The sequence below is a fragment of the Streptomyces spinoverrucosus genome (genome assembly GCF_006539505.1).
In the GTDB taxonomy this organism is placed as follows: Bacteria; Actinomycetota; Actinomycetes; order Streptomycetales; family Streptomycetaceae; genus Streptomyces; species Streptomyces spinoverrucosus.
In genome coordinates this window covers 49163-72766 of sequence record NZ_BJND01000051.1, presented here as the reverse complement: position 1 = coordinate 72766, position 23604 = coordinate 49163, and the positions used below count along the sequence as shown (strand labels likewise).

General features: G+C 71.7%; 24 protein-coding genes and 1 riboswitch. Of the genes, 7 read left to right on the top strand and 17 right to left on the bottom strand.

The window, feature by feature from the left end; translation table 11 throughout:
- The 4 genes from SSP24_RS30090 to SSP24_RS30075 form a co-directional block, all read right to left on the bottom strand.
- On the bottom strand, positions 1-563 hold a 563-nt coding region (locus SSP24_RS30090; protein ID WP_445009698.1), incomplete at its 3' end, for a histidine kinase.
- A gap of 180 nt (positions 564-743) precedes the next feature.
- On the bottom strand, positions 744-1508 hold the full coding sequence (locus tag SSP24_RS30085; protein WP_141313101.1) for a DUF3710 domain-containing protein: 765 nt from the start codon (positions 1506-1508) through the stop codon (positions 744-746).
- Position 1509: 1 nt separating this feature from the next.
- Complete coding sequence (dut, locus tag SSP24_RS30080) at positions 1510-2061, bottom strand: dUTP diphosphatase (RefSeq protein WP_141313099.1); 552 nt, start codon at positions 2059-2061, stop codon at positions 1510-1512.
- Positions 2058-2642 (bottom strand): PaaI family thioesterase, encoded by a 585-nt coding sequence (locus tag SSP24_RS30075; protein ID WP_141313097.1) that lies wholly within the window; start codon positions 2640-2642, stop codon positions 2058-2060. Before SSP24_RS30075 ends, dut begins: the two co-directional genes overlap by 4 nt.
- Before the next feature lie 58 nt (positions 2643-2700).
- On the opposite strand from SSP24_RS30075, the gene SSP24_RS30070 reads away from it, so the two are divergent.
- Positions 2701-3168: a DUF3093 domain-containing protein gene (locus SSP24_RS30070; protein WP_141313095.1), complete on the top strand. Its 468-nt coding sequence runs from the start codon at positions 2701-2703 to the stop codon at positions 3166-3168.
- Between the two features lie 12 nt (positions 3169-3180).
- Here SSP24_RS30070 and SSP24_RS30065 read toward each other — a convergent pair whose 3' ends face one another.
- The 4 genes from SSP24_RS30065 to SSP24_RS30050 all read right to left on the bottom strand — a co-directional run bounded on the left by SSP24_RS30065 (position 3181) and on the right by SSP24_RS30050 (position 6738).
- The gene (locus tag SSP24_RS30065; protein WP_141313093.1) at positions 3181-4119 is read right to left on the bottom strand and encodes a hypothetical protein; all 939 of its coding nucleotides are present in this window, start codon (positions 4117-4119) and stop codon (positions 3181-3183) included.
- A gap of 13 nt (positions 4120-4132) precedes the next feature.
- A complete protein-coding gene (locus SSP24_RS30060; RefSeq protein WP_003993510.1) occupies positions 4133-4429 on the bottom strand; it encodes a DUF4193 domain-containing protein in 297 nt (98 codons plus the stop codon).
- Between the two features lie 416 nt (positions 4430-4845).
- Positions 4846-6078 (bottom strand): sensor histidine kinase, encoded by a 1233-nt coding sequence (locus tag SSP24_RS30055; RefSeq protein ID WP_141313091.1) that lies wholly within the window; start codon positions 6076-6078, stop codon positions 4846-4848.
- Between the two features lie 6 nt (positions 6079-6084).
- Positions 6085-6738 carry a response regulator transcription factor gene (locus SSP24_RS30050; RefSeq protein WP_007385219.1) on the bottom strand — a complete coding sequence of 218 codons (654 nt, stop codon included), beginning with the start codon at positions 6736-6738 and terminating at the stop codon, positions 6085-6087.
- 471 nt (positions 6739-7209) lie between these two features.
- Between SSP24_RS30050 and SSP24_RS43075 the strand changes: the two genes are divergently transcribed.
- A complete protein-coding gene (locus SSP24_RS43075) occupies positions 7210-7383 on the top strand; it encodes a hypothetical protein (protein ID WP_003997305.1) in 174 nt (57 codons plus the stop codon).
- A 76-nt stretch (positions 7384-7459) separates the two neighbouring features.
- Here the strand turns inward: SSP24_RS43075 and SSP24_RS30045 are convergent, their stop codons facing one another.
- Positions 7460-8275: an inositol monophosphatase family protein gene (locus SSP24_RS30045; RefSeq protein ID WP_141313089.1), complete on the bottom strand. Its 816-nt coding sequence runs from the start codon at positions 8273-8275 to the stop codon at positions 7460-7462.
- Positions 8276-8283: 8 nt separating this feature from the next.
- Positions 8284-9411 (bottom strand): ferrochelatase, encoded by a 1128-nt coding sequence (locus SSP24_RS30040; protein WP_141313087.1) that lies wholly within the window; start codon positions 9409-9411, stop codon positions 8284-8286.
- A gap of 248 nt (positions 9412-9659) precedes the next feature.
- Between SSP24_RS30040 and SSP24_RS30035 the strand changes: the two genes are divergently transcribed.
- From SSP24_RS30035 to sepH, 3 genes are all read left to right on the top strand, one after another.
- Positions 9660-10898, top strand: coding sequence for an MFS transporter (locus SSP24_RS30035; protein ID WP_141313085.1), 1239 nt, complete (start codon positions 9660-9662; stop codon positions 10896-10898).
- On the top strand, positions 10858-12177 hold the full coding sequence (locus SSP24_RS30030) for a D-arabinono-1,4-lactone oxidase (RefSeq protein ID WP_141313083.1): 1320 nt from the start codon (positions 10858-10860) through the stop codon (positions 12175-12177). The genes SSP24_RS30035 and SSP24_RS30030 overlap by 41 nt, the downstream gene beginning before the upstream one ends.
- A gap of 389 nt (positions 12178-12566) precedes the next feature.
- Positions 12567-13601, top strand: coding sequence for a septation protein SepH (gene sepH / locus SSP24_RS30025; RefSeq protein ID WP_141313081.1), 1035 nt, complete (start codon positions 12567-12569; stop codon positions 13599-13601).
- An 84-nt stretch (positions 13602-13685) separates the two neighbouring features.
- Here the strand turns inward: sepH and SSP24_RS30020 are convergent, their stop codons facing one another.
- Positions 13686-14537, bottom strand: a complete 852-nt coding sequence (locus tag SSP24_RS30020; RefSeq protein ID WP_141313079.1) for a sulfurtransferase — start codon at positions 14535-14537, stop codon at positions 13686-13688.
- 296 nt (positions 14538-14833) lie between these two features.
- On the opposite strand from SSP24_RS30020, the gene SSP24_RS30015 reads away from it, so the two are divergent.
- The gene (locus SSP24_RS30015; RefSeq protein ID WP_141313077.1) at positions 14834-15658 is read left to right on the top strand and encodes a VOC family protein; all 825 of its coding nucleotides are present in this window, start codon (positions 14834-14836) and stop codon (positions 15656-15658) included.
- A gap of 4 nt (positions 15659-15662) precedes the next feature.
- On the opposite strand, the gene SSP24_RS30010 is transcribed toward SSP24_RS30015, so the two are convergent.
- From SSP24_RS30010 to SSP24_RS29995, 4 genes are read right to left on the bottom strand one after another with little or no spacing between them, the layout of a single operon-like run.
- On the bottom strand, positions 15663-16310 hold the full coding sequence (locus SSP24_RS30010; protein ID WP_141313075.1) for a thymidine kinase: 648 nt from the start codon (positions 16308-16310) through the stop codon (positions 15663-15665).
- Positions 16311-16354: 44 nt separating this feature from the next.
- Entirely contained in the window at positions 16355-17551 is a 1197-nt protein-coding gene (locus SSP24_RS30005; protein WP_141313073.1) for an alkaline phosphatase family protein, read from the bottom strand.
- Positions 17551-18147, bottom strand: a complete 597-nt coding sequence (locus tag SSP24_RS30000) for a DUF5998 family protein (RefSeq protein WP_141313105.1) — start codon at positions 18145-18147, stop codon at positions 17551-17553. Before SSP24_RS30000 ends, SSP24_RS30005 begins: the two co-directional genes overlap by 1 nt.
- Before the next feature lie 53 nt (positions 18148-18200).
- Positions 18201-21011: a bifunctional acetate--CoA ligase family protein/GNAT family N-acetyltransferase gene (locus SSP24_RS29995; RefSeq protein WP_141313071.1), complete on the bottom strand. Its 2811-nt coding sequence runs from the start codon at positions 21009-21011 to the stop codon at positions 18201-18203.
- Between the two features lie 179 nt (positions 21012-21190).
- Here SSP24_RS29995 and SSP24_RS29985 point away from each other — a divergent pair, with 179 nt between their 5' ends.
- Positions 21191-21472, top strand: coding sequence for an HPr family phosphocarrier protein (locus SSP24_RS29985; RefSeq protein ID WP_030563197.1), 282 nt, complete (start codon positions 21191-21193; stop codon positions 21470-21472).
- A 180-nt stretch (positions 21473-21652) separates the two neighbouring features.
- Here SSP24_RS29985 and SSP24_RS29980 read toward each other — a convergent pair whose 3' ends face one another.
- The gene (locus tag SSP24_RS29980; protein ID WP_141313069.1) at positions 21653-22348 is read right to left on the bottom strand and encodes a GntR family transcriptional regulator; all 696 of its coding nucleotides are present in this window, start codon (positions 22346-22348) and stop codon (positions 21653-21655) included.
- A 181-nt stretch (positions 22349-22529) separates the two neighbouring features.
- Positions 22530-23294, bottom strand: coding sequence for a M23 family metallopeptidase (locus SSP24_RS29975; protein WP_141313067.1), 765 nt, complete (start codon positions 23292-23294; stop codon positions 22530-22532).
- 12 nt (positions 23295-23306) lie between these two features.
- Positions 23307-23472: riboswitch (cyclic di-AMP (ydaO/yuaA leader) on the bottom strand.
- Positions 23473-23604 lie beyond the last annotated feature (132 nt).

The following is a 23604-nucleotide window of genomic DNA, read 5'->3' as shown; positions in this document are numbered from 1 at the left end:
GACAGGGCCGCATCCACCTTGTCGGGCTTGTAGATGTTCCCGTGCGCCATACGGCGGCGCAGCGCCTGCGGCGACATGTCGACAAGCTCGATCTGGTCCGCCCGCCGCACCACCTCGTCCGGCACGGTCTCCCGCTGCCGGACCCCCGTGATCGACTCGACCACGTCCCCGAGGGATTCCAGGTGCTGGATGTTGACGGTGGAGATCACGTCGATGCCGGCCGCGAGCAGTTCCTCGACGTCCTGCCAGCGCTTGGCGTTGCGCGAGCCGGGGATGTTGGTGTGGGCGAGTTCGTCCACCAGGGCGACCTGCGGGCGGCGGGCCAGGACGGCGTCCACGTCCATCTCGGTGAAGGTCCCGCCGCGGTACTCCAGCCGCTTGCGCGGGACCTGCTCCAGGCCGTGCAGCATCACCTCGGTGCGCGGGCGGTCGTAGTGTTCCACGAAGGCCACCACGCAGTCCGTGCCGCGCTCGATACGCCGGTGCGCCTCGGACAGCATGGCGTACGTCTTGCCCACGCCCGGTGCCGCACCGAGGTAGATCCGAAGCTTGCCGCGTGCCATGGCCTCATTGTCCGTCTTCCGCAAACTGCTGCGTACGCAGCGTCGACCTTACGGCCAGCGTTCCGGGCAAAGCGGGCGACGAGGGGGCGGGGGGACGTCTTTGACAGAACCCTGACGCGCCGGGCACACGCGAAAGGGCCGCACCCCAGTGGCTACGGCCCTGTCGTGTCCGTCTCTGTCTCAGCGGACCTCGGTGATCTCCGGGCCGCGCTGGAGCTGGCCCATGCCGCCGGAGAAGCGCGAGCTGCCCTGGTCGTCCTGCTGGACGCCCTCGGGGACCATCTGCGCGTCGTTCGGCAGCTTGAGGACGATCGGGTCGCGGGGCGCCATCGGGCCCTCGCCGCGGACCACGACCGTGTCCCGGAAGATGTTCTCCAGCAGCCCGGCCGCCTGCGGCTGCACCGCGCCCTGGCCCGAGATCACACCGCGCAGGAACCAGCGGGGCCCGTCCACACCGACGAACCGGACGACCTGGAAGCCGCCCGTGCCGTCCGGCAGCTGCACCGGCACCTGGGCCCGCAGCTCCCAGCCGAGCGGGCCCTCGACCTCGTCGACGATGCCGCCCTGCTGTGTGATGCCGGCGGCGATCTCCTCGCGCACCTCGCCCCAGATGCCCTCGCGTTTGGGCGCGGCGAAGGCCTGCAGCTGGATGGCGCTGTCCCGGAGCACGACGGTCGCCGCGACGATCGCGTCGCCCGCGACCTCCACCCGAAGCTCCATGCCGTCGACTCCCGGCACGAACAGCCCGCCCAGGTCGACCCGGCCCTCGGCCGGGTCCCGCACCTCGGTGCTGTCCCAGGGTCCGTCGGGCCGCGGTTCCGGCTCCAGCCGCACCCGCTCGCGCTCGACCTCGTCGTCCGCCTCAGTGTCGACGCTGTCGACGACCTGCTCGGCCTCGCCGGCCGCGTCCTCGGCGGCACCCTTCTTCTTGCGACGTCCGAACACGTCACTGTCCTTCCCGGTCGGATACGACCGAAGCGTATCGATTCCCACCCGCCTTGCCGCCCACGGCGGCAAGGCCGCTTGTGCCGCCCCCGTCGCCCACCGCGGCATGGCCGCCGGTGGACCCGAAGCCCCCTTCGGCCCGCGCCGAGCCGGGAAGTTCCGCCACCTCCTGGAAGCGGACCTTCTCGACCTGCTGGACGACCAGTTGGGCAATCCGGTCGAAGCGCTCGAACCGCACGGTCTCGCGCGGGTCCAGATTCACCACGATCACCTTGATCTCCCCACGGTACCCGGCATCAACCGTCCCCGGGGCATTCACGAGGGCGACACCGCAGCGGGCGGCGAGACCGGAACGAGGGTGCACGAAGGCCGCGTACCCCTCGGGCAGCGCGACAGACACCCCCGTGGGCAGTACGGCCCGCTCGCCCGGCGCCAGTTCACACGCCTCGGTGGTGCGCAGATCGGCTCCCGCGTCACCGGGGTGCGCATACGTCGGAAGCGGTACGTCCGCATCGACGCGCCGGATCAGCACGTTCACGGGGTCGCGGCTCACGGGTTCACCTCGAAGGCGCGGGCGCGCCGGATCTGGTCGGGGTCGTTCATGGCGGCCTGGATCTCCTCCTCGCGGCCGTGGTCGATGAAGTGGTCGACCTTGACCTCGATGAAGAGGGCGTCGGCGCGGACGGCGACGGGGCCGTCGGGGGCGCCGATGCGTCCGGTGGCGGTCGAGTAGATCTTCCGTCCGGCCACCGCGGTCACCTCGGCCGCGAGGTGCAGGGTGGTGCCCACCGGCACGGGCCGGACGAAGTCGGTCTCCAGCCGGCCGGTCACGGCGATGGTGCGCAGCAGCCAGTTCAGCGAGCCGAGCGTCTCGTCGAGGGCGGTGGCGAGCACTCCGCCGTGCGCGAGGCCGGGGGCGCCCTGGTGTTCGGGCCGTACGGTGAACTCGGCGGTGATCGACAGCCCTTCGCCGGCCCGCGCCGCCAGGTGCAGCCCGTGCGGCTGCTCGCCGCCGCAGCCGAAGCACTGGCCGTAGTGCGCGCCGAGGAGCTCACCGGGCGCGGGAGCGTCGGCGTGCCGCACCGGCTGCGTCGCGTCGGCGGGCGGCGTCAGAGCTGGGGATGTACCACTCACAGCCGCAGACCTTACCCGCGCGCCGAAGGCGCGCGGACATCGTGCCAAGCTTGACGTCATGCAGCTTTCCGCCGCCCCGTACGAAGAACGCCTCACCGCGCCCCGCTCCTGGTGGCTGATCAGCTTCCTGGCCGGGGTCTCGCTCGCCCTGATCCTGCTGCCCTTCGGCACGCTGCCGATGCTGGGCGGCCTGGTCGGCGGCACGGCCGCCGCGGCGGTGGCGGCGAGTTCGTACGGCTCGGTCCGCATCCGCGTGGTGGGCGGCGCCCTGATCGCGGGCGAGGCGAAGGTCCCGGTCACGGCGCTGGGCGAGGCGGAGATCCTGGACCCGGAGGAGGCCCGGGCCTGGCGCACGCACAAGGCGGACACCCGCGCGTTCATGCTGCTCCGCGCCTACATCCCCACGGCCCTGCGGGTCGAGATCACCGACCCCGCGGACCCGACGCCGTACCTGTACCTGTCGACGCGTGAGCCGCAGCGGCTGGCGGAGGCGATCAGGACGGCGAGGGAAGCGGCCGCGGCGTAACGGCGACGCCGCTCAGCGCCCGAGCTCGTTCTGCTGCCCGTTGCCCATCGGCAGCGCGTCCGCGGGCCGCTCCAGCGGCGGCAGTTCCGTCAGCTGGTCCCAGGGCACCTGCATCTTGCGCAGGTCCGCCCGGATCCGCCCCGCGAGCTTCTTGGTGTCGCGCCGGTTCATGACCGCGCCGACCGCGGCCCCGACCATGAACGGCATCAGGTTGGGCAGGTTGCGCACCATGCGCTTCATGATCTGCTGGCGCAGCTGCCGTTTCATGTGACCGCCGAGGGCGGAGTTCACCGTCGAGGGCTTCAGCGGATCGATCCCGCGCTCCTCCGACCAGGACCTCAGATACGCGCTGCTGCGGTCCTTCAGATTGCCCGGCGGCCGCACGCCGTAGACCTCGTGGAGCTCGGCGATCAGCTTCAGCTCTATCGCCGCGACCCCGGTGATCTCCGCGGCCAGCTCCGTGGGCATCGCGGGCGGCACGGGCAGCATCGCCGCCGCTCCCACGCCCGCTCCGACCGTCGCCGACGCCTTCGCCGCGCCCGCGACCAGCTTGTCCGCGAGCTGTTCGGGACCGAGGCCCGGGAACTGCTTGCGCAGCGTCGCCAGGTCTCGTACGGGGATCCGCGGGGCGATGTCGATCAGCCGGTCGGCGAGGTAGCCGAGGCCCGCCCTGGCGTGTTGGCCGCCCTTGCGGGCGCCTTCCCTCGCCAGCTCCCTGCCCCTGTCCCGGATCACCGCCGCCCGGCGCCTGGCGACGGGGGCGGGACCCTCAGCAGGCACCGGGAGGTCAGCCCGGTCACCGGCCGGTTCGAGCGAGGCCGACCCCGTAGGGACAAGTCCCGTACCGGGGGAGCCCCGCTCGTCGTCACGCACGCCGTGAGGGCCGTCGGACGGCCCCTTGTCCGCTCCCCAGGGGAAGCGGCGCTTCCGAGGTGGGGTCGAGCCAGTCACGGCCGACCCCGCCTCAGTCGCAGTCGCGGCAGATCGGCTGACCGTTCTTCTCCCGGGCCAGCTGGCTGCGGTGGTGGACCAGGAAGCAGCTCATGCAGGTGAACTCGTCCTGCTGCTTCGGCAGCACGCGGACTGCCAGCTCCTCGTTCGAGAGGTCGGCGCCGGGCAGCTCCAGGCCCTCGGCGGCCTCGAACTCGTCGACGTCCACGGCCGAGGCGGACTTGTCGTTCCGCCGGGCCTTCAGTTCTTCAAGGCTGTCCGAGTCGACGTCGTCGTCGGTCTTGCGTGGGGTGTCGTAGTCGGTTGCCATGTCGCTCTCCCCCTCCGGGTGTCTGCGGTGTCTCCAGCGCACGTAACGCGTGAGAGGCCGGACTTGTGCCCGACCCGAGGCGGAGATTTTGCCTCACATCAAGGTCTGTTACTCAATCGACACCCAACCGGACTCCTCACGAGTGATCGGCTTGGATGGCGATCGGGACCGTACACGGTCCGAATGTCGCACTTCAAAGGCGTCTCACCGTGTACTTCCCGTGATCAAGCCCCCGGAAAACCCGGATTTTCCGGGCTTTCCGGCAGCTCACATGATCACGGAGAGTAGATGGCCAGAAAATCGCCTTTGTGATCGATCACACAGGGAACGACCGGACGGGTGCCCGGAGAATTCAGCGCAAAGCGAACATCCCCGGGTGTGTCGCCAGGACTTCAGCCTGTGTCGTCGCCAGGCTCTCAGATCGGGAAGGTGACCCGCATCACGAGCCCGCCTCCTTCCCGCGGTCGCGCCGCGATGTGCCCGCCGTGCGCCCGGGCCACGGACCGGACGATGGACAGGCCGAGGCCGACCCCCTTGTCGCTGCCGGTGCGCTCCGTGCGCAGCCTGCGGAACGGCTCGAAGAGGTTGTCGATCTCGTACGCCGGCACCACCGGCCCGGTGTTCGCGACGACCAGGACGGCCTGGCCGTGCTGGATCTCGGTGGTGACCTCGACCCAGCCGCCCTCGGGCACGTTGTACCGCACGGCGTTCTGCACCAGGTTCAGCGCGATCCGCTCCAGCAGGACGCCGTTGCCCTGGACGACCGCGGGCTCGCGCTTGCCGCGGATCTGCACGCCCTTGGCGTCCGCTTCGGCGTGCACCTGGTCGATGGCCTGCGAGGCGACCTCGGCGAGGTCCACGGGACCCCGCTCGACGATCTGGTTGTCGCTGCGGGCGAGCAGCAGCAGGCCCTCCACGAGCTGCTCGCTGCGCTCGTTGGTGGCCAGCAGCGTCTTGCCGAGCTGCTGGAGCTCCACGGGCGCGTCCGGGTCGGACAGGTGCACTTCGAGGAGCGTGCGGTTGATCGCGAGCGGGGTTCTGAGCTCGTGGGAGGCGTTGCCGACGAAGCGCTGCTGGGCGGTGAAGGCCCGCTGCAGGCGCTCCAGCATGTCGTCGAAGGTGTCCGCCAGCTCCTTGAGCTCGTCGTCCGGACCGTCCAGCTCGATCCGCCGGGACAGGTCCGACCCGGCGACCGCGCGCGCGGTGCGGGTGATCCGCCCGAGCGGCGAGAGCACCCGGCCGGCCATGGCGTAGCCGAACGCGAAGGCGATCACGGCGAGGCCGAGCAGGGCCAGCAGGGAGCGGCTGAGCAGGTTGTCCAGGGCGTGCTGACGCTGCTCGTTGACGCAGGCGTTCATGGCCCGGTTGAGCTCGTCCGCGGTCGGCGAGCCCGGGAAGTTGCAGGTCTCGCTGGCCACCTGGCCGGAGAGGATCTTGAAGGGCAGGTCACTGCCCACGTTCATGGCGTTCGCGGCGAGCAGGTAGATGATCGACAGCAGCATGATGCCGGCGATCAGGAACATGCCGCCGTACAGCAGCGTGAGCCGTATCCGGATGGTCGGCCGCAGGAGCGGGAACGGAGGGGCTGCCTTCCTGGGGTCCCAGGTGGGCTTCGGGGGCGCCTGGGGAGGCGCGGGGTGAGCGGCCACCGCCGATCAGATCCGGTAACCGGAGCCGGGCACGGTCACGATGACGGGCGGCTCGCCCAGCTTGCGGCGCAAGGTCATGACGGTCACGCGCACTACGTTCGTGAACGGGTCGGTGTTCTCGTCCCAGGCCTTCTCCAGGAGCTGCTCGGCGGAGACGACGGCGCCCTCGCTGCGCATCAGGACCTCCAGGACGGCGAACTCCTTCGGCGCGAGCTGCACCTCCTTGCCGTCCCGGAAGACCTCGCGGCGGTTCGGGTCCAGCTTGATGCCGGCCCGCTCCAGGACGGGCGGCAGCGGCACGCTCGTGCGGCGGCCGAGGGCACGCACGCGTGCGGTCAGCTCGCTGAACGCGAAGGGCTTGGGCAGATAGTCGTCGGCGCCGATCTCCAGGCCCTCGACCCGGTCACTGACGTCGCCGGACGCCGTGAGCATCAGCACGCGTGTGGGCATGCCGAGTTCGACGATCTTGCGGCAGACGTCGTCGCCGTGCACCAGGGGGAGGTCGCGGTCGAGGACGACCACGTCGTAGTCGTTGACGCCGATGCGCTCCAGGGCGGCCGCACCGTCGTACACGACGTCGACGGCCATGGCCTCCCGGCGCAGTCCGGTGGCCACCGCATCGGCGAGCAGCTGCTCGTCCTCGACGACGAGTACGCGCACGTCTTGTCCTTCCTGTGTCCACCCGCACAGCGCCTCGGGGCGCACGCGAGCAGGGATCTTCGGGGGTGTGTTGACCTCCATCCTGCCCTTTTCGGCCATAAGTCGGCAGTAAGGCGGTGGAACGGCAGCAGCAGCGGGACCGGGGCCGGACCTCGGCGATCTTCGCGGTGAGCCTCGTGGCGGCACCGCGCGAACCGGGCGCCGGATCCGGGAATGCGAGATTTTCTCCTCCGGTTGAGGTTTCTGCGGGAGGGAGCGGGGGGAGGACCGTTTACACCCCGCGATCACGCTCTGCTTGTGCCGCAGCACCATGCGGTACGCCGCGGTCCGCTTCCGCAGAGTGGGCGTGGGTGTCCGGCACCGTCGCCGCCCAGCAGGGCAGCGCTGGGCACCCATGGGAGACGTGATCGCCCCTTCCGAACGGCACACCCCCGTGCCATCGACCCACGACCCAGGACGAGGGGGCGCAGCATGGACGCATTCACCGCAGGACTTCTGCAGCGCATAAGGGCGACCGAGTCCGACCTGACGCGGGCCCGGGACGAGGGCGACGACTTCCTCGTCGAGGTGGAGCAGGGCGAGCTCGACGACCTGCGCCGGCTCGCCGCCGAACACGGTGTGGAAGTCGGCGCGTCAAGCGTCTGACCTGTACGACAGCGGGCCCCCGGCGAGTCCAGCGCCGGGGGCCCGTTCGTGCGTACCGGCTCCTGGGCCGACCGACTCAGTCGTGCCAGGCGCCGAAGTCCTCCAGGAGCCGCTGGAGGGGCTCGAAGACGCCGGGGGTACCCGCGACCGTCAGATCGCGTGACGGGCGCTCTGAGGGGCGTCCGCCGGTCAGGGCGCCCGCCTCCCGGGCGATCAGGTCGCCGGCGGCGTAGTCCCAGGCGTTGAGTCCGCGCTCGTAGTAGCCGTCGAGGCGGCCGGCCGCGACGTCGCACAGGTCGATGGCGGCGGAGCCGCCGCGCCGGATGTCGCGGACGAGCGGGATCAGCTCGCGGGCGATCTCGGCCTGGTGCGTGCGGACCTCGGTGACGTAGTTGAAGCCGGTGGAAACCAGGGCCTGGTCCAGCGGCGCGGACGGCCGGCAGGCCAGCCTGCGCTCGCCCTCCCAGGCTCCGGTCGCCCAGGCCCCGCCGCCGAGCACCGCGTGGTACGTCTCGCCGCGCATCGGTGCCGCGACGACCCCGACGACGGTCTCGCCGTCCTGCTCGGCGGCGATGGACACGGCCCAGGTGGGCAGCCCGTAGAGGTAGTTCACGGTGCCGTCGAGCGGGTCGATCACCCAGCGGACGCCGCTGCTGCCCTCGCTGGAGGCGCCCTCCTCGCCGAGGAAGCCGTCGTCGGGGCGGTGCTCGGAGATCAGGTCGGTGATCAGCTTCTCCGCCGCGATGTCCATCTCGGTCACCACGTCGATAGGGCTGGACTTGGTGGCGGCCACCGCGAGGTCGGCCGGGCGGCCGTCCCGCAGCCGCTCACCGGCGCGGCGGGCGGCCTCCTGGGCGAGGCGCAGCAGGTCCAGGTGGTGGGCGTCGGTCACGGCGCTCCTCATGCGTAGGGGCTGTCGGCGCCCGCGGCGGCGGGACGCGGGGCGCGGGCCGGGCAGCAGCCCACCGGGCAGAGGTGGTGGCTCGGACCCAGCGCGCCCAGGGCGCACGGCGTGACCCCCTGGCCACGCTCCACGGCGGCCCGCTCCAGGACGAGGTCGCGGATCGCGGCGGTGAACCTCGGGTCGGCGCCCACGGTGGCCGAGCGGCGCACCGGCAGACCCAGCTCCTCGGCCTTGGCCTTGGCCTCCGTGTCGAGGTCGTAGAGGACCTCCATGTGGTCGGAGACGAACCCGATGGGGGCCATCACCACGGCCGGGACCCCGGCGGCGTGCCGCTCCTCCAGGTGATCGCAGATGTCGGGCTCCAGCCACGGGATGTGCGGGGCGCCGGAGCGCGACTGGTAGACGAGCTGCCAGGAGTGGTCGACGCCAGTGCGCTCGCGGACGGCGTCCGCGATCAGCTGCGCCACGTCCAGGTGCTGCCTGACGTACGCCCCGCCGTCCCCGTGCTCCTCGACCGGGCCGGAGGTGTCCGCCGCGGAGTTCGGGATCGAGTGGGTCGTGAACGCGATGTGCGCGCCGTCCCGGACGTCCTCGGGGAGGGAGGCGAGGGACTGGAGCACGCCCTCGATCATGGGCTCCAGGAAGCCGGGGTGGTTGAAGTAGTGCCGCAGCTTGTCGATCTTCGGCAGGTCCAGGCCCTCGGCCTCCAGAGCGGCGAGCGAGTCGGCCAGGTTCTCGCGGTACTGGCGGCAGCCCGAGTACGAGGCGTAGGCGCTGGTGGCGAGGACCAGGATGCGGCGGCGCCCGTCGCGGACCATGTCGCGCAGGGTGTCCGTGAGATAGGGCGCCCAGTTGCGGTTGCCCCAGTAGACCGGCAGGTCGAGGCCGTGGTCGGCGAAGTCCTTGCGCAGGGCGTCCAGCAGGGCGCGGTTCTGGTCGTTGATCGGGCTGACCCCGCCGAACAGGAAGTAGTGCTGGCCGACCTCTTTGAGGCGTTCCTTGGGGATGCCGCGCCCGCGCGTCACGTTCTCCAGGAACGGGACGACGTCGTCCGGCCCCTCCGGGCCGCCGAACGAGAGCAGGAGCAGGGCGTCGTAGGGGGTGGCTTCGAGCGCGTCTGGCATGACTCCGATCCTGCCACCCGGCACTGACAGCGAGGTAACGGTGGGGTGCCGCACGTGTTCACCGCCATAACCCGTTCGCCGCTATATCCCGGGTGCATTAGGGTCACCTAACTCGTAAGCTGTATCAGCCACCTACGCGCCTTACTGATGCGTAACTGATCCGTAGCTGATCCGTACAGAGCCGTGCCGCGCCCCGACCGCCGCGCCATCGGCCCCCCGCTGTCCCTTCCGAGCCGCCCGGAGACCCAGTGCCCAGCCCCTACCGCGCCCTGTTCGCCGCCCCCGGCTCCAAGGGCTTCTCCGCCGCGGGACTCCTCGGCCGGATGCCGCTGTCGATGATGGGCATCGGCGTGGTCACGATGGTCTCCCAGCTCACCGGGCGGTACGGGCTGGCGGGCGCGCTGTCGGCCACCATCGCGCTGTCGGCGGCGGTGGCGGGTCCGCAGGTCTCGCGGCTGGTCGACCAGTACGGGCAGCGGCGGGTGCTGCGCCCGGCGACCCTGCTGGCGCTGGCCGCGGCGGCCCTGCTGCTGGTCGCCGCGCACTACGGGTGGCCGGACTGGGTGCTGTTCGCGGCCTGTGTGGGCATCGGGTGTGTGCCGAGCGTCGGCGCGATGATCCGGGCCCGCTGGGCGGCCCTGTACCGGGGCACCCCGCAACTGCACACCGCGTACTCCTTCGAGTCCGTGGTGGACGAGATCTGCTTCATCTTCGGGCCGATCATCTCCATCGGCCTGTCCACCGCCTGGTTCCCGGAGGCCGGCCCGCTGCTGGCCGCCTGCTTCCTCGCGGTCGGCGTCTTCTGGCTGACCGCGCAGCGGTCCACCGAGCCCGCCCCGCACCCGCGCGAGCGGCACGGCGGCGGCTCCGCCATGCGCTCCCCCGGCCTGCAGGTCCTGGTGACCACCTTCGTGGCCACCGGCGCGATCTTCGGGGCGGTGGACGTGGTCACCGTGGCCTTCGCCGACGAGCAGGGCCACAAGGGAGCGGCGAGCATCGTCCTCGCGGTGTACGCGCTGGGCTCCTGCGTGGCGGGGGCCGTCTTCGGGCTGCTGCACTTCAAGGGAGCGCCCGAACCTCGGTGGCTGCTGGGTGTATGCGCGATGGCCGTGAGTATGATCCCCCTCCTACTGGTCGGAAACTTGCCGTTTCTGGCCGTGGCGCTCTTCGTCGCGGGCCTGTCCATCGCTCCCACGATGATCACGACGATGTCCCTGATCGAAGAGCACGTACCACGCGCGCAACTGACCGAGGGCATGACCTGGGTGAGCACCGGGCTCGCGGTGGGGGTCGCACTCGGCTCCTCCGTGGCCGGCTGGGTGATCGACGCCGCCGGTGCGCGCGCCGCGTACGGGGTTCCGGCAGTGTCCGGGGCCGTCGCGGTCGCGGTCGGTTTCCTCGGGTACCGCCGGCTCAAGCGGCCGGCTCCGGGTCGGGGAGGCACCGTTGAGCAGCACAGCGAGCGGGAAGAACGGCACGTGGCGTAACTGGGGCGGCAATGTCGCCGCCCGCCCGGCGCGGGAGGTCACGCCCGCCTCCGTGGAGGAGCTGACCGAGGCGGTACGGCGGGCGGCGGAGGACGGCTTGAAGGTGAAGGCCGTCGGCTCCGGGCACTCCTTCACGTCCATAGCGGCGACCGACGGTGTGTTGATCCGCCCTCAACTGTTGACGGGCATACGCAACATTGACCGCGAGGCCGGCACCGTCACGGTCGAGGCAGGCACCCCGCTCAAGAGACTCAACATGGCCCTCGCGCGCGAGGGGCTGTCGCTGACCAACATGGGCGACATCATGGAGCAGACCGTCTCCGGCGCCACCAGCACCGGCACCCACGGCACGGGCCGCGACTCGGCCTCGATCGCCGCCCAGATCCGGGGCCTGGAGCTGGTCACCGCCGACGGCTCGGTGCTCACCTGCTCCGAGAAGGAGAACCCGGATGTCTTCGCGGCCGCCCGGATCGGCCTCGGAGCCCTGGGCATCGTCACGGCGATCACCTTCGCGGTCGAGCCGATCTTCCTGCTCACTGCGCGCGAAGAGCCGATGACCTTCGATCGGGTCACCAGCTCCTTCGACGAACTCTGGGCCGAGAACGAGCACTTCGAGTTCTACTGGTTCCCGCACACCGGGAACACCAACACCAAGCGCAACAACCGCAGCGCCGGCCCGGAGCGGCCGGTGGGGCAGCTCAAGGGCTGGTTCGAGGACGAGTTCCTCTCCAACGGCGTCTTCCAGGTGGCCAACTGGGTCGGCCGCGCGGTACCCGCCGCCATCCCGACGATCGCCCAGATCTCCAGCAAGGCCCTCTCCGCGCGCACGTACACGGACATCCCGTACAAGGTCTTCACGTCTCCGCGCCGGGTGCGTTTCGTGGAGATGGAGTACGCCGTCCCGCGCGAGGCCGTCGTGGCGACGCTGCGCGAGCTGAAGGCGACGGTCGACCAGTCCCCGCTGCGGATCAGCTTCCCCGTCGAGGTGCGCACCGCCCCGGCCGACGACATCACGCTGTCCACGGCATCCGGCCGGGACACCGCGTACATCGCCGTCCACATGTTCCAAGGCACCCCCTATCAGGCGTACTTCACCGCCGCCGAGCGGATCTTCACCGCGCACGAGGGGCGGCCGCACTGGGGCAAGGTGCACACGCGGGACGCGGAGTACTTCGCCGGGGTCTATCCGCGCTTCGGGGAGTTCACGGCGCTGCGGGATCGGCTGGATCCCGAACGGCGGTTCCAGAACGACTACTTGCGGAGGGTGCTGGGGTCGTAGCGGCTGTTGATTCCGTGAAGTACGCCACCTGTGCGGGCCGGAAAACCCGTCAGCGGCGGCCAAGTACCGTCCCCCGGGAGAAGTTCAGCGGCGTGCCAATCCACGCACGTGGCCCAAATGGAGTACTGTTGCGAGCCCTGGGTCCGGTCTCCCGCCAGGCTGTCCGGAGCCATGAAGGACCGCCGGGAGGGGGCTTGTTGCACAGGGTGACGGAGTTGGTCACTTAGCGTTGCGAATAGGTAACCGTGCCATAACGGCGATCCAGGGCCCGTGCCCGACACGCCGGGCAACTCGGCAAGGTTGTGGCAGGCTGCACCCGGGCAGGCCACACTCGACTAGCGGAAGCAGCGACGCACGTGACGTCGGCAGGCACCACCCGGGAGGTCCCCATGCCCGAACTGCGTGTCGTGGCCGTCTCCAATGACGGCACACGGCTGGTGCTGAAGGCTGCGGACAGCACGGAGTACACGCTTCCGATCGACGAACGGCTCCGCGCCGCCGTGCGCGGCGACCGTCCCCGCCTCGGCCAGATCGAGATCGAGGTGGAGAGCCATCTCCGCCCCCGAGACATCCAGGCGCGCATACGCGCGGGCGCGACCGCGGAAGAGGTCGCCCAAATGGCGGGCATCCCCGTCGACCGCGTACGCCGCTTCGAGGGTCCCGTGCTGGCCGAGCGCGCCTTCATGGCCGAGCGGGCCCGCAAGACCCCGGTCCGCCGCCCCGGCGAGAACTCCGGGCCGCTGCTCGGCGAGGCCGTGCAGGAGCGGCTGGTGCTGCGCGGCGCCGAGAAGGACACCGTGCAGTGGGACTCCTGGCGCCGCGACGACGGCACCTGGGAGGTGCTGCTGGTCTACCGCGTCGCGGGCGAGCCGCACTCGGCGAGCTGGACGTACGACCCGCCCCGGCGGCTCGTCCAGGCCGTCGACGACGAGGCCCGCTCGCTGATCGGCGAGGCCGACGACCTCGGCGCGCCCGAGCCCAGCTTCCCCTTCGTCCCACGCATCGCCCGACTGCCGCGCGAACGCACGCTGGACCGTGCCGCCGACCGGGAGCGGCCGAGCCTGCCGGCGCCCCCGGCCGAGCCTGCCGAGGAGAGCGCGGGTGAGCGGGACTCGCTGACCAGCCTGCTGGAGGCGGTGCCGAGCTTCCGGGGCGACCTGGTGGTCCCGGAGCGTCCCGCGCCCGAGCCGGTGGAGGAGCCCGCCGCCGAGCCCGAGGCCGAGGAGCCCCCGGCGCCCGCGGCCTCGGCCGGTTCCGCCTACGCGGACGTCCTCATGCCGCGCTCCGTCGGCAGCCACCGCGACCGCCTCATCGGCGCCACCGACCGCCAGGCCGAGGCCGACGGCGTCCGCCCCGGCCGCAGAGCGGCGGTCCCGAGCTGGGACGAAATCGTGTTCGGGACGCGGCGGAAGAAGCAGGAGTAGTTCCCGAGCGACGGTACGAGAACGAGGGGCCCGCACCTGACCAGCTGACCAGGTGCGGGCCCCTCGGCCGTGGCGGCACGGGGGTTACTGCGGATCCGGCCCGACCGCGACCGGCCGCGACGGGTCCGACGACCACTCCGACCACGAGCCCACATACAGCGCCGCCGGAATCCCCGCGACCGCCAGCGCCAGCGCCTCATGCGCCGCGGAGACCCCGGAACCGCAGTACACGCCCACCTTCGCCCCGTCGTGCGCCCCCAGCGCGTTGAAGCGTGCCCGGAGCTCCTCGGCGGGCAGCAAGCGCCCGTCCGCCCCCACGTTCTCGTTCGTCGGCGCCGACACCGCCCCGGGGATGTGCCCGCCCACCCGGTCGATCGGCTCCACGTCCCCCCGGTACCGCTCCGCCGCTCGCGCGTCGAGCAGTACCCCCGAACGGGCCAGCGCCGCGGCCGCATCCGCGTCCAGGAGCCCCTCGGCGCCGGCCACCGGCCGGAAGTCGCCCTCCTCGGGCGTCGGCTCCTCCACCGACAGCGCGCCGTCCCACGCCGGCAGTCCCCCGTCGAGCACCCGCACATCCGGGTGACCCGTCCAGCGCAACAGCCACCAGGCGCGGGCCGCGGCCCAGCCCTGGCCGCCGTCGTACACAACGACCCGCCGCCCTGACGACACGCCCGCCCGGCGCATCGCGGCGCCGAACTCCGCCAGGTCCGGCAGCGGATGGCGCCCGTTCTCGCCCGGCGCGGAGGCCAGTTCGCGGTCCAGGTCGACGAAGACCGCGCCGGGGATGTGCCCGGTCGCGTACTCGGCCCGGCCGTCGAACGGCGGCTCACCGGCCGCCTTGGCCACAGTCAGCTGCCAGCGGACGTCGAGCAGTACGGGCGGATGGGGCCCTGCCAGGTCGCTCGCGAGTTCGGATGCGGTGATGATGGCGTTCATGGCCACCATCCTTGCGTACGGGGTGGCCGCTTCGTCCAGGTCCGGCTACTCTGCTCGGCCGTACAGCCTCGATCACCAGGCGTACGGGATCGGGCACATGCTGTAGAGCCGATCGACACCCGAGAGCAATCGCCGCGAAACGGGCAGGAAACCGCAGATCGGGCAACTGCCGGGCGCGGAGCGGAATGCGGCGGCGCGCCCGGACGGCGGGACCATGAGGGTGGTGCGAGCATCGGCACGGGGGTTCGAGAGCGGAATCGACGCGGCCACCGCGAGGGGCCGAGGAGAGAGTGACGATGACCGAGGCACGGGGGTCGGCAGGCCGCAACGGCGAAGGGCACGCCCGGTACGCGACCGGCACACCCTGCTGGGTGAGCCTGATGGTGCACGGCCTGGCCGCGACCCAGGAGTTCTACGGGACCCTGTTCGGTTGGGAGTTCCGCCCCGGCCCTCAGCAGCTCGGCCCCTATGTGCGGGCCCTGCTCGACGGCCGCGAGGTGGCGGGCATCGGCCGGCTGCCCCCGGACCGGCATCTCCCCATCGCCTGGACGCCGTACCTGGCCTCCGACGACGTCGGCCGGACCGCAGAGACGATCCGCCTGTGCGGCGGCACGGTCGGCGTGGGCCCGCTCGACGCGGAGGAGGCCGGGCGCCTCGCCATCTGCTCGGACCCCTCCGGCGCCGTCTTCGGCGTCTGGCAGGCCGCGGCCCACCGTGGCACCGGCATCGCCGGGGTGCCCGGGACACCGGCCTGGCACGAACTCCTCACCTTCGAGTCGGAGAGCGTCGCCAAGTTCTACGGGACCGTCTTCGGCTACGAGGAGGAGCCCGTCGTCTCCGCCGACATCGACTACCTCACCCTGCACCTCGACGGCCGCCCGGTCGCCGGCCTGCACGGCGTGGGCACGTCGCTGCCCCGCGACCGGGGCCCGCACTGGCTCACGTACTTCGAAGTCGCCGACACGGATGAGGCGCTGGACCATGTCGTCGACCTGGGCGGACATGTCCTCAAACCGGCGCACGACAGCGCACACGGGCGCGTGGCCACAGTGGCCGACCCCGAGGGCGCGCGCTTCTGCCTGATTCAGACAGACCGACTGATTCAGACGGACCGGCGCTGACCGCTCAGGCAGGTGACACCGGTAGCACGTCCGGCGACAGTGCCGCCGCGTGCGCCGAAGCGGCCGTCATACGGCGCCGGTGATGCCGCCGACACAGCACCTCGTACCCGACGGTGTCCGCCTGGTTGACGTCGCCGACGACCACCTGCGCGCCCTCGACGACCATCTGGCCGCCAACCGTACGGGCGTTGTGCGTGGCCCGCGCCCCGCACCAGCACAGGGCCTCCACCTGGAGCACCTCGACCCGGTCGGCCAGCTCCACCAGCCGCTGGGAGCCGGGGAAGAGCTTGGTGCGGAAGTCGGTCGTGATGCCGAAGGCGTAGACGTCCAGGCCCAGATCGTCGACCACGCGCGCGAGTTGGTCTATCTGCTCCGGCGCCAGGAACTGCGCCTCGTCCGCGATCACATAGTCCGCGCGCCCGCCCTGCGAGAGATGTTCGACGAGGTACGCGTACAGGTCCATGCCGTCGGTGACCTCCACCGCGTCCGTCACCAGGCCGAGCCGGGAGGACAGCTTGCCCTCGCCGGCGCGGTCGTCGCGGGTGAAGATCATGCCCTGCAGCCCGCGCGCGGAGCGGTTGTGCTCGATCTGGAGAGCCAGCGTCGACTTCCCGCAGTCCATCGTTCCGCAGAAGAACACCAGCTCGGACATGGGAAGTTGAGCACCTTTCGGCGAAGGATCACGGGGGGCGGGTGTCAGGAGCGTACTTCGAGCAGCGGGACCAGCTGCTCGGCAGGGGTCATCGAGCCGTGGTTGCCGACCATCGACGACTCCTTCGGCTCCCGCTCCGAGGCGATGAGCAGGACGTCGTCACACGCGGCCGCGACCACGTCGCCGATGCGCGCGTACACCCGCTCGTCGATCTGCGGGCCGAACCAGCCCGCCGCGATCGCCTCGTCCCGCGAGGCCACCCAGAACTGCTCGCCGAGCACCTCGCGCCAGCAGGTCAGTACGTCGTCCTCGGCGCCCGGCACCGCGTACACGTGCCGTGCGCGGCCCTCGCCGCCCAGCAGGGCGACGCCCGCGCGCAGCTCCCAGTCCTCGTCGAAGTCGATGCGGTGCTGTTCGTCGAAGGGCACGTCGACCATGCCGTGGTCGGCGGTGACGTAGAGCGCGCTGCGCGGCGGCAGTTGTTCGGCCAGCCGCTGGACCAGGCGGTCGACGTACATGAGCTGGCCGACCCAGGTGTCGGAGGCGAGGCCGAAGCGGTGCCCGGCGCCGTCGAGTTCGGCGTAGTACGTGTAGACGAGGCTGCGGTCCCCGGCGGCGAGCTGCTCGGCGGCGAAGTCCATGCGCTCCTCGCCAGTCAGCCGCCCGTGGAACGCTCCACCGCTGAGCGCGACCTTCGTCAGCGGGGTGTGCTGGAAGGCGGGCGACGAGACCTGGGCGGCGTGCACCCCGGCGCGGTCGGCCAGCTCGAAGACCGTGGGGTACGGCTGCCAGGTGCGCGGCTCGGACCACGGCTGCCAGCGCAGCTGGTTCATCAGCTCGCCGGTGGCCGGGTTGCGCACGGTGTAGCCCGGCAGGCCGTGCGCGCCCGGCGGGAGGCCGGTGCCGACGGAGGCGAGGGAGGTCGCGGTGGTCGCCGGGTAGCCGGCGGTGAGGGGGCGGCCCGTGCCGCCGCGTGAGGTGGCGAGGAGCGAGGTCATGAAGGGCGCTTCCTCGGGGTGCGCCCTCAGCTGCTCCCAGCCGAGCCCGTCGATCAGGAACACGCAGACCCGGTCGGCGGGGGTCAGCTCGGTGATCGCGGCGGGCATGCCGGGTACGCCCATGCCCGCGGCCAGCGTGGGCAGCAGGTCGGCGAGCGAGCCCGTGCCGTACTCGGGGCAGGGGGCGGAGTCGACGGCGAGGGGCTCGGGGTGGTCGGCCCAGGCGTGGGCGGGCTGGGCCATCAGCGTGCGGGGTCCGCGGTCGCCTCGGAGATGGCCTGCGCGAAGGCGAGCGCCTGGCGGACCGTCTCCGGGCCGTCCCCGGCCTCGCTGACACGCAGGCTGAGGTCGTCGGCCGTCGAGCTGCCCGTATAGCCGTGGTCGGCCTCGCAGTTGGGGTCGCCGCAGGCGGCCGGCTCCAGGTCGATACGGGAGACGGCACCCCAGCCGATGGTCAGCACGACCTCGCGCGGGAGGGTGCCCGGCGTGTACGACTCCGGGTTGGCGACCACCCGGCTGACCACGACCGAGGAGACCCGGTCCAGCTTCACCGACTCCGTGGACGTCGTGGCGTACGGCGTCGGGGAGGTGCTGTCGGCGGCCTGCTCGTCGGTGTGGCTGACGATGAAGCGGTGGTCGGTGAGGACGAGCACGGTCACGTGCCGCCGCACCTCGTTCTGGTCGAACGTCGTCTCTTGGTGGACCAGGTACGACTGGATGGGCTCGCCGCCCACAGCGGCCTCCACCGCCTCGGCCACGAGGGCCGGGTAGTAGCCGCTGCGCTCGATCGCCGCACGCAGCCCCTGGGTCGTCGTACTGGTCTTGGCCATGCCGTCCATCCTACGGGGGCCCACTGACTGCGAGGCACCGCTCAGGCGGTCCGGGCCCGGGGTCAGTACGTCGGAAGCGTCCGTGGGCCCAGGTCGTCGCGGACGGGGGGCGGGGCCAGGCGGACGGAGGCGCCGAGAACGCTCAGGCCGTGGGGGGCGACGACGACCGGCTCCAGGGTGACCGCGACCACCTCCGGGTGGTCGTCGACGAGGCGGGACACGCGCAGGAGCAGTTGTTCGAGGGCGGGTGTGTCGACGGGTGTGGAGCCGCGCCAGCCGAACAGGAGCGGCGAGGTCCGGATCGACCGGATCAGCGAGGTCGCCTCGCGGTCGGTGACCGGGATCAGCCGGTGCGCGGTGTCGCCGAGCAGCTGGGAGGCGGCTCCGGCGAGCCCGAAGGAGAGCACCGCTCCGGCGGCCGGGTCGATCACGGCCCGTACGACGGTGTCCACCCCGCGCGGGGCCATCCGCTGCACGACCGGCCTCAGCTCCTCGGGCTTGCCGAACAGCTCCGTCAACTCGGTGAACGCCCGCCGCAGTTGCTCCTCGTCCGCGAGGTCGAGCCGTACGCCGCCGAGGTCGGCGCGGTGGCGCAGGTGCGGGGCGGTGGCCTTGAGGGCGACGGGGTAGCCGAGGGTGCGGGCGGCTTTCGCGGCGTCGTCGGGGGTCGGGGCGGGCAGGGCGCGGTGGACGTGGATGCCGTAGCGGCCCAGCAGCTCGCAGGTCTCCTCGGTGCCGAGCGTGAGGCCCTGCCCGCGCGCGAGCAGCCCGCCGATCAGCTGCGCGGCGCCCTTCTCGTCGATGTCGTCGTACTCGGGCACCTTCCCGGGGTCGGCGGCCTCACGCCGCCACTGCGCGTACTTGACGGCTTCGGCGAGGGCACGGACGGCGCGTTCGGCGGCGGGGTAGGCGGGGATGAGGTGCAAGCCGGCGGGGGGCGGCTCGGGGGCCGTGCGCACTTCCGATTCGGGGGCCGGTCTCACTCTCGGACCGGCCTGTGGTGCGGTGCTCGCCGCGACGGACAGCGCGTCCGCGAGCCCGCCCAGCTCCACATGCACCACCAGCACCGGCTTGGCGGGAACCGCCGCCGCGGCCGACCTCAGGGCCTCCGCCAGCGCCGCGTCCCCCGCCGATCCCTCCCCCACCACCGGTATCGCGGTCACCACGACGGCGTCACACGTCTCGTCGGCCAGCGCCCGCGCGAGCGCCTCCCGGAAGTCCTCCGGTGAAGCGGCCGTCGTGAGGTCCAGCGGAGGCTGCGGCCGCAAGCCCTCGGCCAGACAGGCGTCGTACGTCAGCAGTCCCAGCGACTCGGAGTTCCCGAGGATCGCCACGCGCGGCCCGTCCGGCAGCGGTTGGCGCGCGAGCAGCAGCCCGGCGTCCACCAGCTCGGTGATCGTGTCCACCCTGATCACCCCGGCCTGCCGCAGCAGCGCGGACACCGTGGCGTGCGGCAGCCGCGTCGCCCGTACGGCATGTCCCTGCGGTGCGGCGCCTCCATGGCGTGCGCCCTGCACCACGACCAGCGGCTTCGCCGCCGCGGTCCGCCGGGCGAGGCGGGTGAACTTGCGCGGGTTGCCGATGGACTCCAGGTACATCAGGACGACGTCGGTGTCCGGATCGTCGTACCAGTACTGGATTACGTCGTTGCCGGAGACGTCCGCGCGGTTGCCGGACGAGACGAACGTCGACACGCCCGTGACGCCGGTGACCCCGCCGCCGCGACGGTGCAGCCGGGACAGCAGCGCGATGCCGATGGCCCCGGACTGCGCGAACAGCCCGATCCGCCCGGGACGCGGCATCTGAGGGGCCAGTGAGGCGTTGAGCCGCACCTCCGGGGAGGTGTTGATGATCCCGAAGGCGTTGGGCCCGATGATCCGCATGCCGTACGCGCGTGCGTGCCGCACGAGTTCACGCTGGCGCTCGCGCCCCTCGGGCCCGCTCTCGGCGTACCCGGCGGAGAGCACCACGAGCCCCTGCACCCCGTGCTCCCCGCACTCGGTGACCACCTCGGGCACGTGCTCTGCGGGCACCGCCACGACCGCGAGGTCGACGGGCCCGTCGATGTCGCGCACCGACCGGTACGCCGGCACCCCGCCGAGTTCCCGCTGTCCCTCGGGGAGCGCCCTGTTCACGGCGTGGAGACGGCCGGTGAAGCCGGCCTCCAGGATGTTGCCGAGCACGCTCCGGCCCACGCCCCCTGGCGAGCGCCCCGCGCCGACGACGGCGATCGAGCCGGGGACCAGCAGCCGCCGTACCGACCTGGCCTCGGCGCGCTGCTCGCGCGCGTGTTGCACCGCGAGCGAGCGGTCGGTGGGTTCGAGGTCGAACTCCAGGCGTACGACACCGTCCTCGAAGCTGCGCTTCTGGGTGTATCCGGCGTCCGTGAACACCTTGATCATCTTGGTGTTGGCGGGCAGCACCTCGGCGGCGAAGCGGCGGATGCCGCGCTCGCGGGCGACGGCGGCGATGTGCTCCAGCAGGGCGGAGGCGACACCGCGCCCTTGGTGGGCGTCCTGCACCAGGAAGGCGACCTCGGCCTCGTCGGCGGGCGCGGACGCGGGCAGCCCGTCGATGCCGATGCGGTCATAGCGTACGGTGGCGATGAACTCGCCGCCGATCGTGGCCGCGAGTCCCACCCGGTCCACAAAGTCGTGGTGCGTGAAGCGGTGGACGTCCTTGGCGGACAGGCGCGGGTAGGGCGCGAAGAAGCGGTAGTACTTCGACTCGTCCGAGACCTGCTCGTAGAAGCTGACCAGGCGGTCTGCGTCGTCAACGGTGATGGGGCGGATGCGCGCGGTGCCGCCGTCGCGCAGCACCACGTCGGCTTCCCAGTGGGCGGGGTACTCGTGCCGGTCCGACGAGCTCTGCATGGGGCCCAGAGTACGGCTCGCGTCCGACAACGGCGCGAGGCAGTCTGTGGAAGGACGAACGCCGGACCGAGGCCGCGGTCCGGTGCCACCTCCGGACGGGACACAGGACCCGTCGGGACGTGCTTCACGATATGGGAAACTGGTCTAGACAACCCTGAACACCTGAAGGGCAGCATCACATGGCTGAGCGCCGCGTCAACGTCGGCTGGGCCGAGGGCCTCCACGCCCGCCCCGCCTCCATCTTCGTCCGAGCCGCCACGGCCGCAGGCGTCCCGGTGACGATCGCCAAGGCGGGCGGCAACCCCGTCAACGCGGCATCCATGCTGGCCGTCCTGGGTCTGGGCGCCCAGGGTGGCGAGGAGATCGTCCTGGCCTCCGACGCCGAGGGCGCCGACGCCGCGCTCGACCGTCTGGCCAAGCTGGTCGCCGAGGGCCTCGAGGAGCTCCCCGAGACCGTCTGAGCGCGCGCCAGGCACATCTGAGGCCGCGTCGCCCTTTCCGGGCGGCGCGGCTTAGCCGTTTTTTCCGGAGCCCTCGGCCGCTTTTTCACGGCCGGGGTCGCGGGAATTCGGGACACACCGAAAAAGGGCAGCGGAAATACACCGCCGCCGAATATCTCTTCTTTGTATACGGTGCTCGTGTTAATGCCGCAGGCCCGACATGTTTACGGCTTGTTGCGAAGTCCTCACACGGTCCGCGCGGTCGCCATTGCCGGAAAAACGGAGCCGGTGCGCGCCGGTCGCGCGCTCGGTGTGCAGCGCCGTGATGGCCCGCGCGCGCTCGCTGTCGCCGCGCGCCACCGCGTCCACGATCGCGCCGTGCTCCGTCCAGGACTCCACGGGGCTGACGGGCGCCTCCACGGCGTACATCCAGGCGATCTTGTGCCGCAACTGGGTCAGCATCGCGATCAGGGCGGGACTGCCGGAGGCCTGGGCGAGCGTCTCGTGGAACCAGCCGCCCAGGGAGCGCAGGTCCTCGCTGTTGCCCCGCCTGGCCCGCTCCTGGCCCAGCCGGACCAGGCCGCGCAGCACCTTCAGATGGGCCTCGGTGCGCCGCTGGGCGGCCCGGGAGGCGCCGAGCGGCTCCAGCAGCATGCGCATCTCCAGCAGGTCGGCGGCCTCCTGCTCGGTCGGTTCCGCCACGCACGCGCCCGCGTGCCGCCGGGTCACCACGAAGCCCTCCGCCTCCAGCGTGCGCAGGGCCTCCCGGACGGGGACGCGCGAGACGCCGTAGCGGCGCGCGAGGAGTTCCTCGGTGAGCCGGCCGCCACGCTCGTAGACACCCGCGACGATGTCGTCCCGGATCGCCGTGCACACCGAATGTGCCGGAATACGCATGACCGACCTCCGCCTTAATCCCCGTGAAACGTCGACGATTGACGTGTGTTCCGTGACTCTATTGCAATGAGCCGGAATTTCCGATGGCGGGTCGGAATCCATGGATATTTTTTGGACAAGCAGGCGTACGACACGCCGAAAGCCCCGGCTCGGGAAGCCGGGGCCGCGGGGGTGTGCGCTGTCAGATGGTGACGCCGTGCGAGCGGAGGTAGGCGACCGGGTCGATGTCCGAACCGTACTCGGCGGTCGTCCGGGCCTCGAAGTGCAGATGCGCTCCGGTGACGTTGCCGGTGGCGCCGGACAGGGCGATCTGCTGCCCCGGGGCGACCGTCTGGCCCACCGAGACCCCGATGGACGACAGGTGACCGTACTGGGTGTACGTACCATCGTTCATCCTGATCACGACTTGATTGCCGTACGCCCCACCCCAGCCGGCCTCGACCACGGTGCCGGAGCCGACCGCGTGCACGGGCGTGCCGCTCGCGGCGTGGAAGTCGACACCGGTGTGGCTGCCGGAGGACCACAGGGAGCCGCCGGCCTGGTAGCCGGTGGAGACGTAGGAGCCGCTGATCGGCGGCACGTAGGTGTTGAGGCGCTTGCGCTCGGCCTCGCGGGCGGCGCGCTCCTTGGCCTCCCGTGCCTCCTTGGCCCGTTCCTCCGCGCGCTTCTTGGCGGCGGCCTCGGCCTTCTTCTCGGCGGCGGCCTCCGCGGCGGCCTGCTCCTGGGCGGCGGCCTGGGCGTCTATCTGCTCGGCGACCGAGTCGCCGATGGTGATGACCGGGAGCAGGCCGGTCTGCTCGGCCGCGGGCTCGGCGGCGAGCGCGGGAGCGGCCAGGGTGCCGATGACTCCGGTGGTGGTGAGCGCCGCGACGCCCGTCGCGTGGGCGGCGGTGCGCTTCATCCGGCTGGGACGACGATGCTTCCCGGTGGCGCGCGTGAACGCCATGTGGTGGCTGGTCCTTTCCTTCCCTCTCGCCTACCGGGTTAGCTGACGGGTTCGGAGCAGGAAGGTCTCCTACGGACTCCCTCGCTGGGCGCGGGCGTCCGATTCACCCCAGGGACTGCATGGTTGGGTCCCCGGCTCCCCTGGCTCGCGCCGTACGGGGACTCGGCGATGACTGTCCGGTGCCGCGGATGCGGCGCACTGCCTGACGGACAGCCCGGATGACGCTAAGCGGGACATCTTTCAATCCCCAAACGCAACTGGGCGTTTGTAGCGCATCCCACAGGGCAGACAGGCAACCTCTCCCCCAATT

What these genes read in the sequence shown, in the direction of transcription:
- SSP24_RS29975 (WP_141313067.1), bottom strand. Translation starts at nt 23,294, where the DNA reads ATGGCGTTCACGCGCGCCACCGGGAAGCATCGTCGTCCCAGCCGGATG.
- SSP24_RS30015 (WP_141313077.1), top strand. Translation starts at nt 14,834, where the DNA reads ATGACCGAGGCACGGGGGTCGGCAGGCCGCAACGGCGAAGGGCACGCC.
- SSP24_RS30005 (WP_141313073.1), bottom strand. Translation starts at nt 17,551, where the DNA reads ATGGCCCAGCCCGCCCACGCCTGGGCCGACCACCCCGAGCCCCTCGCC.
- SSP24_RS43075 (WP_003997305.1), top strand. Translation starts at nt 7,210, where the DNA reads ATGGACGCATTCACCGCAGGACTTCTGCAGCGCATAAGGGCGACCGAG.
- SSP24_RS30020 (WP_141313079.1), bottom strand. Translation starts at nt 14,537, where the DNA reads ATGAACGCCATCATCACCGCATCCGAACTCGCGAGCGACCTGGCAGGG.
- SSP24_RS30040 (WP_141313087.1), bottom strand. Translation starts at nt 9,411, where the DNA reads ATGCCAGACGCGCTCGAAGCCACCCCCTACGACGCCCTGCTCCTGCTC.
- SSP24_RS29985 (WP_030563197.1), top strand. Translation starts at nt 21,191, where the DNA reads ATGGCTGAGCGCCGCGTCAACGTCGGCTGGGCCGAGGGCCTCCACGCC.
- SSP24_RS30000 (WP_141313105.1), bottom strand. Translation starts at nt 18,147, where the DNA reads ATGGACGGCATGGCCAAGACCAGTACGACGACCCAGGGGCTGCGTGCG.
- sepH (WP_141313081.1), top strand. Translation starts at nt 12,567, where the DNA reads ATGCCCGAACTGCGTGTCGTGGCCGTCTCCAATGACGGCACACGGCTG.
- SSP24_RS30060 (WP_003993510.1), bottom strand. Translation starts at nt 4,429, where the DNA reads ATGGCAACCGACTACGACACCCCACGCAAGACCGACGACGACGTCGAC.
- SSP24_RS29980 (WP_141313069.1), bottom strand. Translation starts at nt 22,348, where the DNA reads ATGCGTATTCCGGCACATTCGGTGTGCACGGCGATCCGGGACGACATC.
- SSP24_RS29995 (WP_141313071.1), bottom strand. Translation starts at nt 21,011, where the DNA reads ATGCAGAGCTCGTCGGACCGGCACGAGTACCCCGCCCACTGGGAAGCC.
- SSP24_RS30010 (WP_141313075.1), bottom strand. Translation starts at nt 16,310, where the DNA reads ATGTCCGAGCTGGTGTTCTTCTGCGGAACGATGGACTGCGGGAAGTCG.
- SSP24_RS30070 (WP_141313095.1), top strand. Translation starts at nt 2,701, where the DNA reads ATGCAGCTTTCCGCCGCCCCGTACGAAGAACGCCTCACCGCGCCCCGC.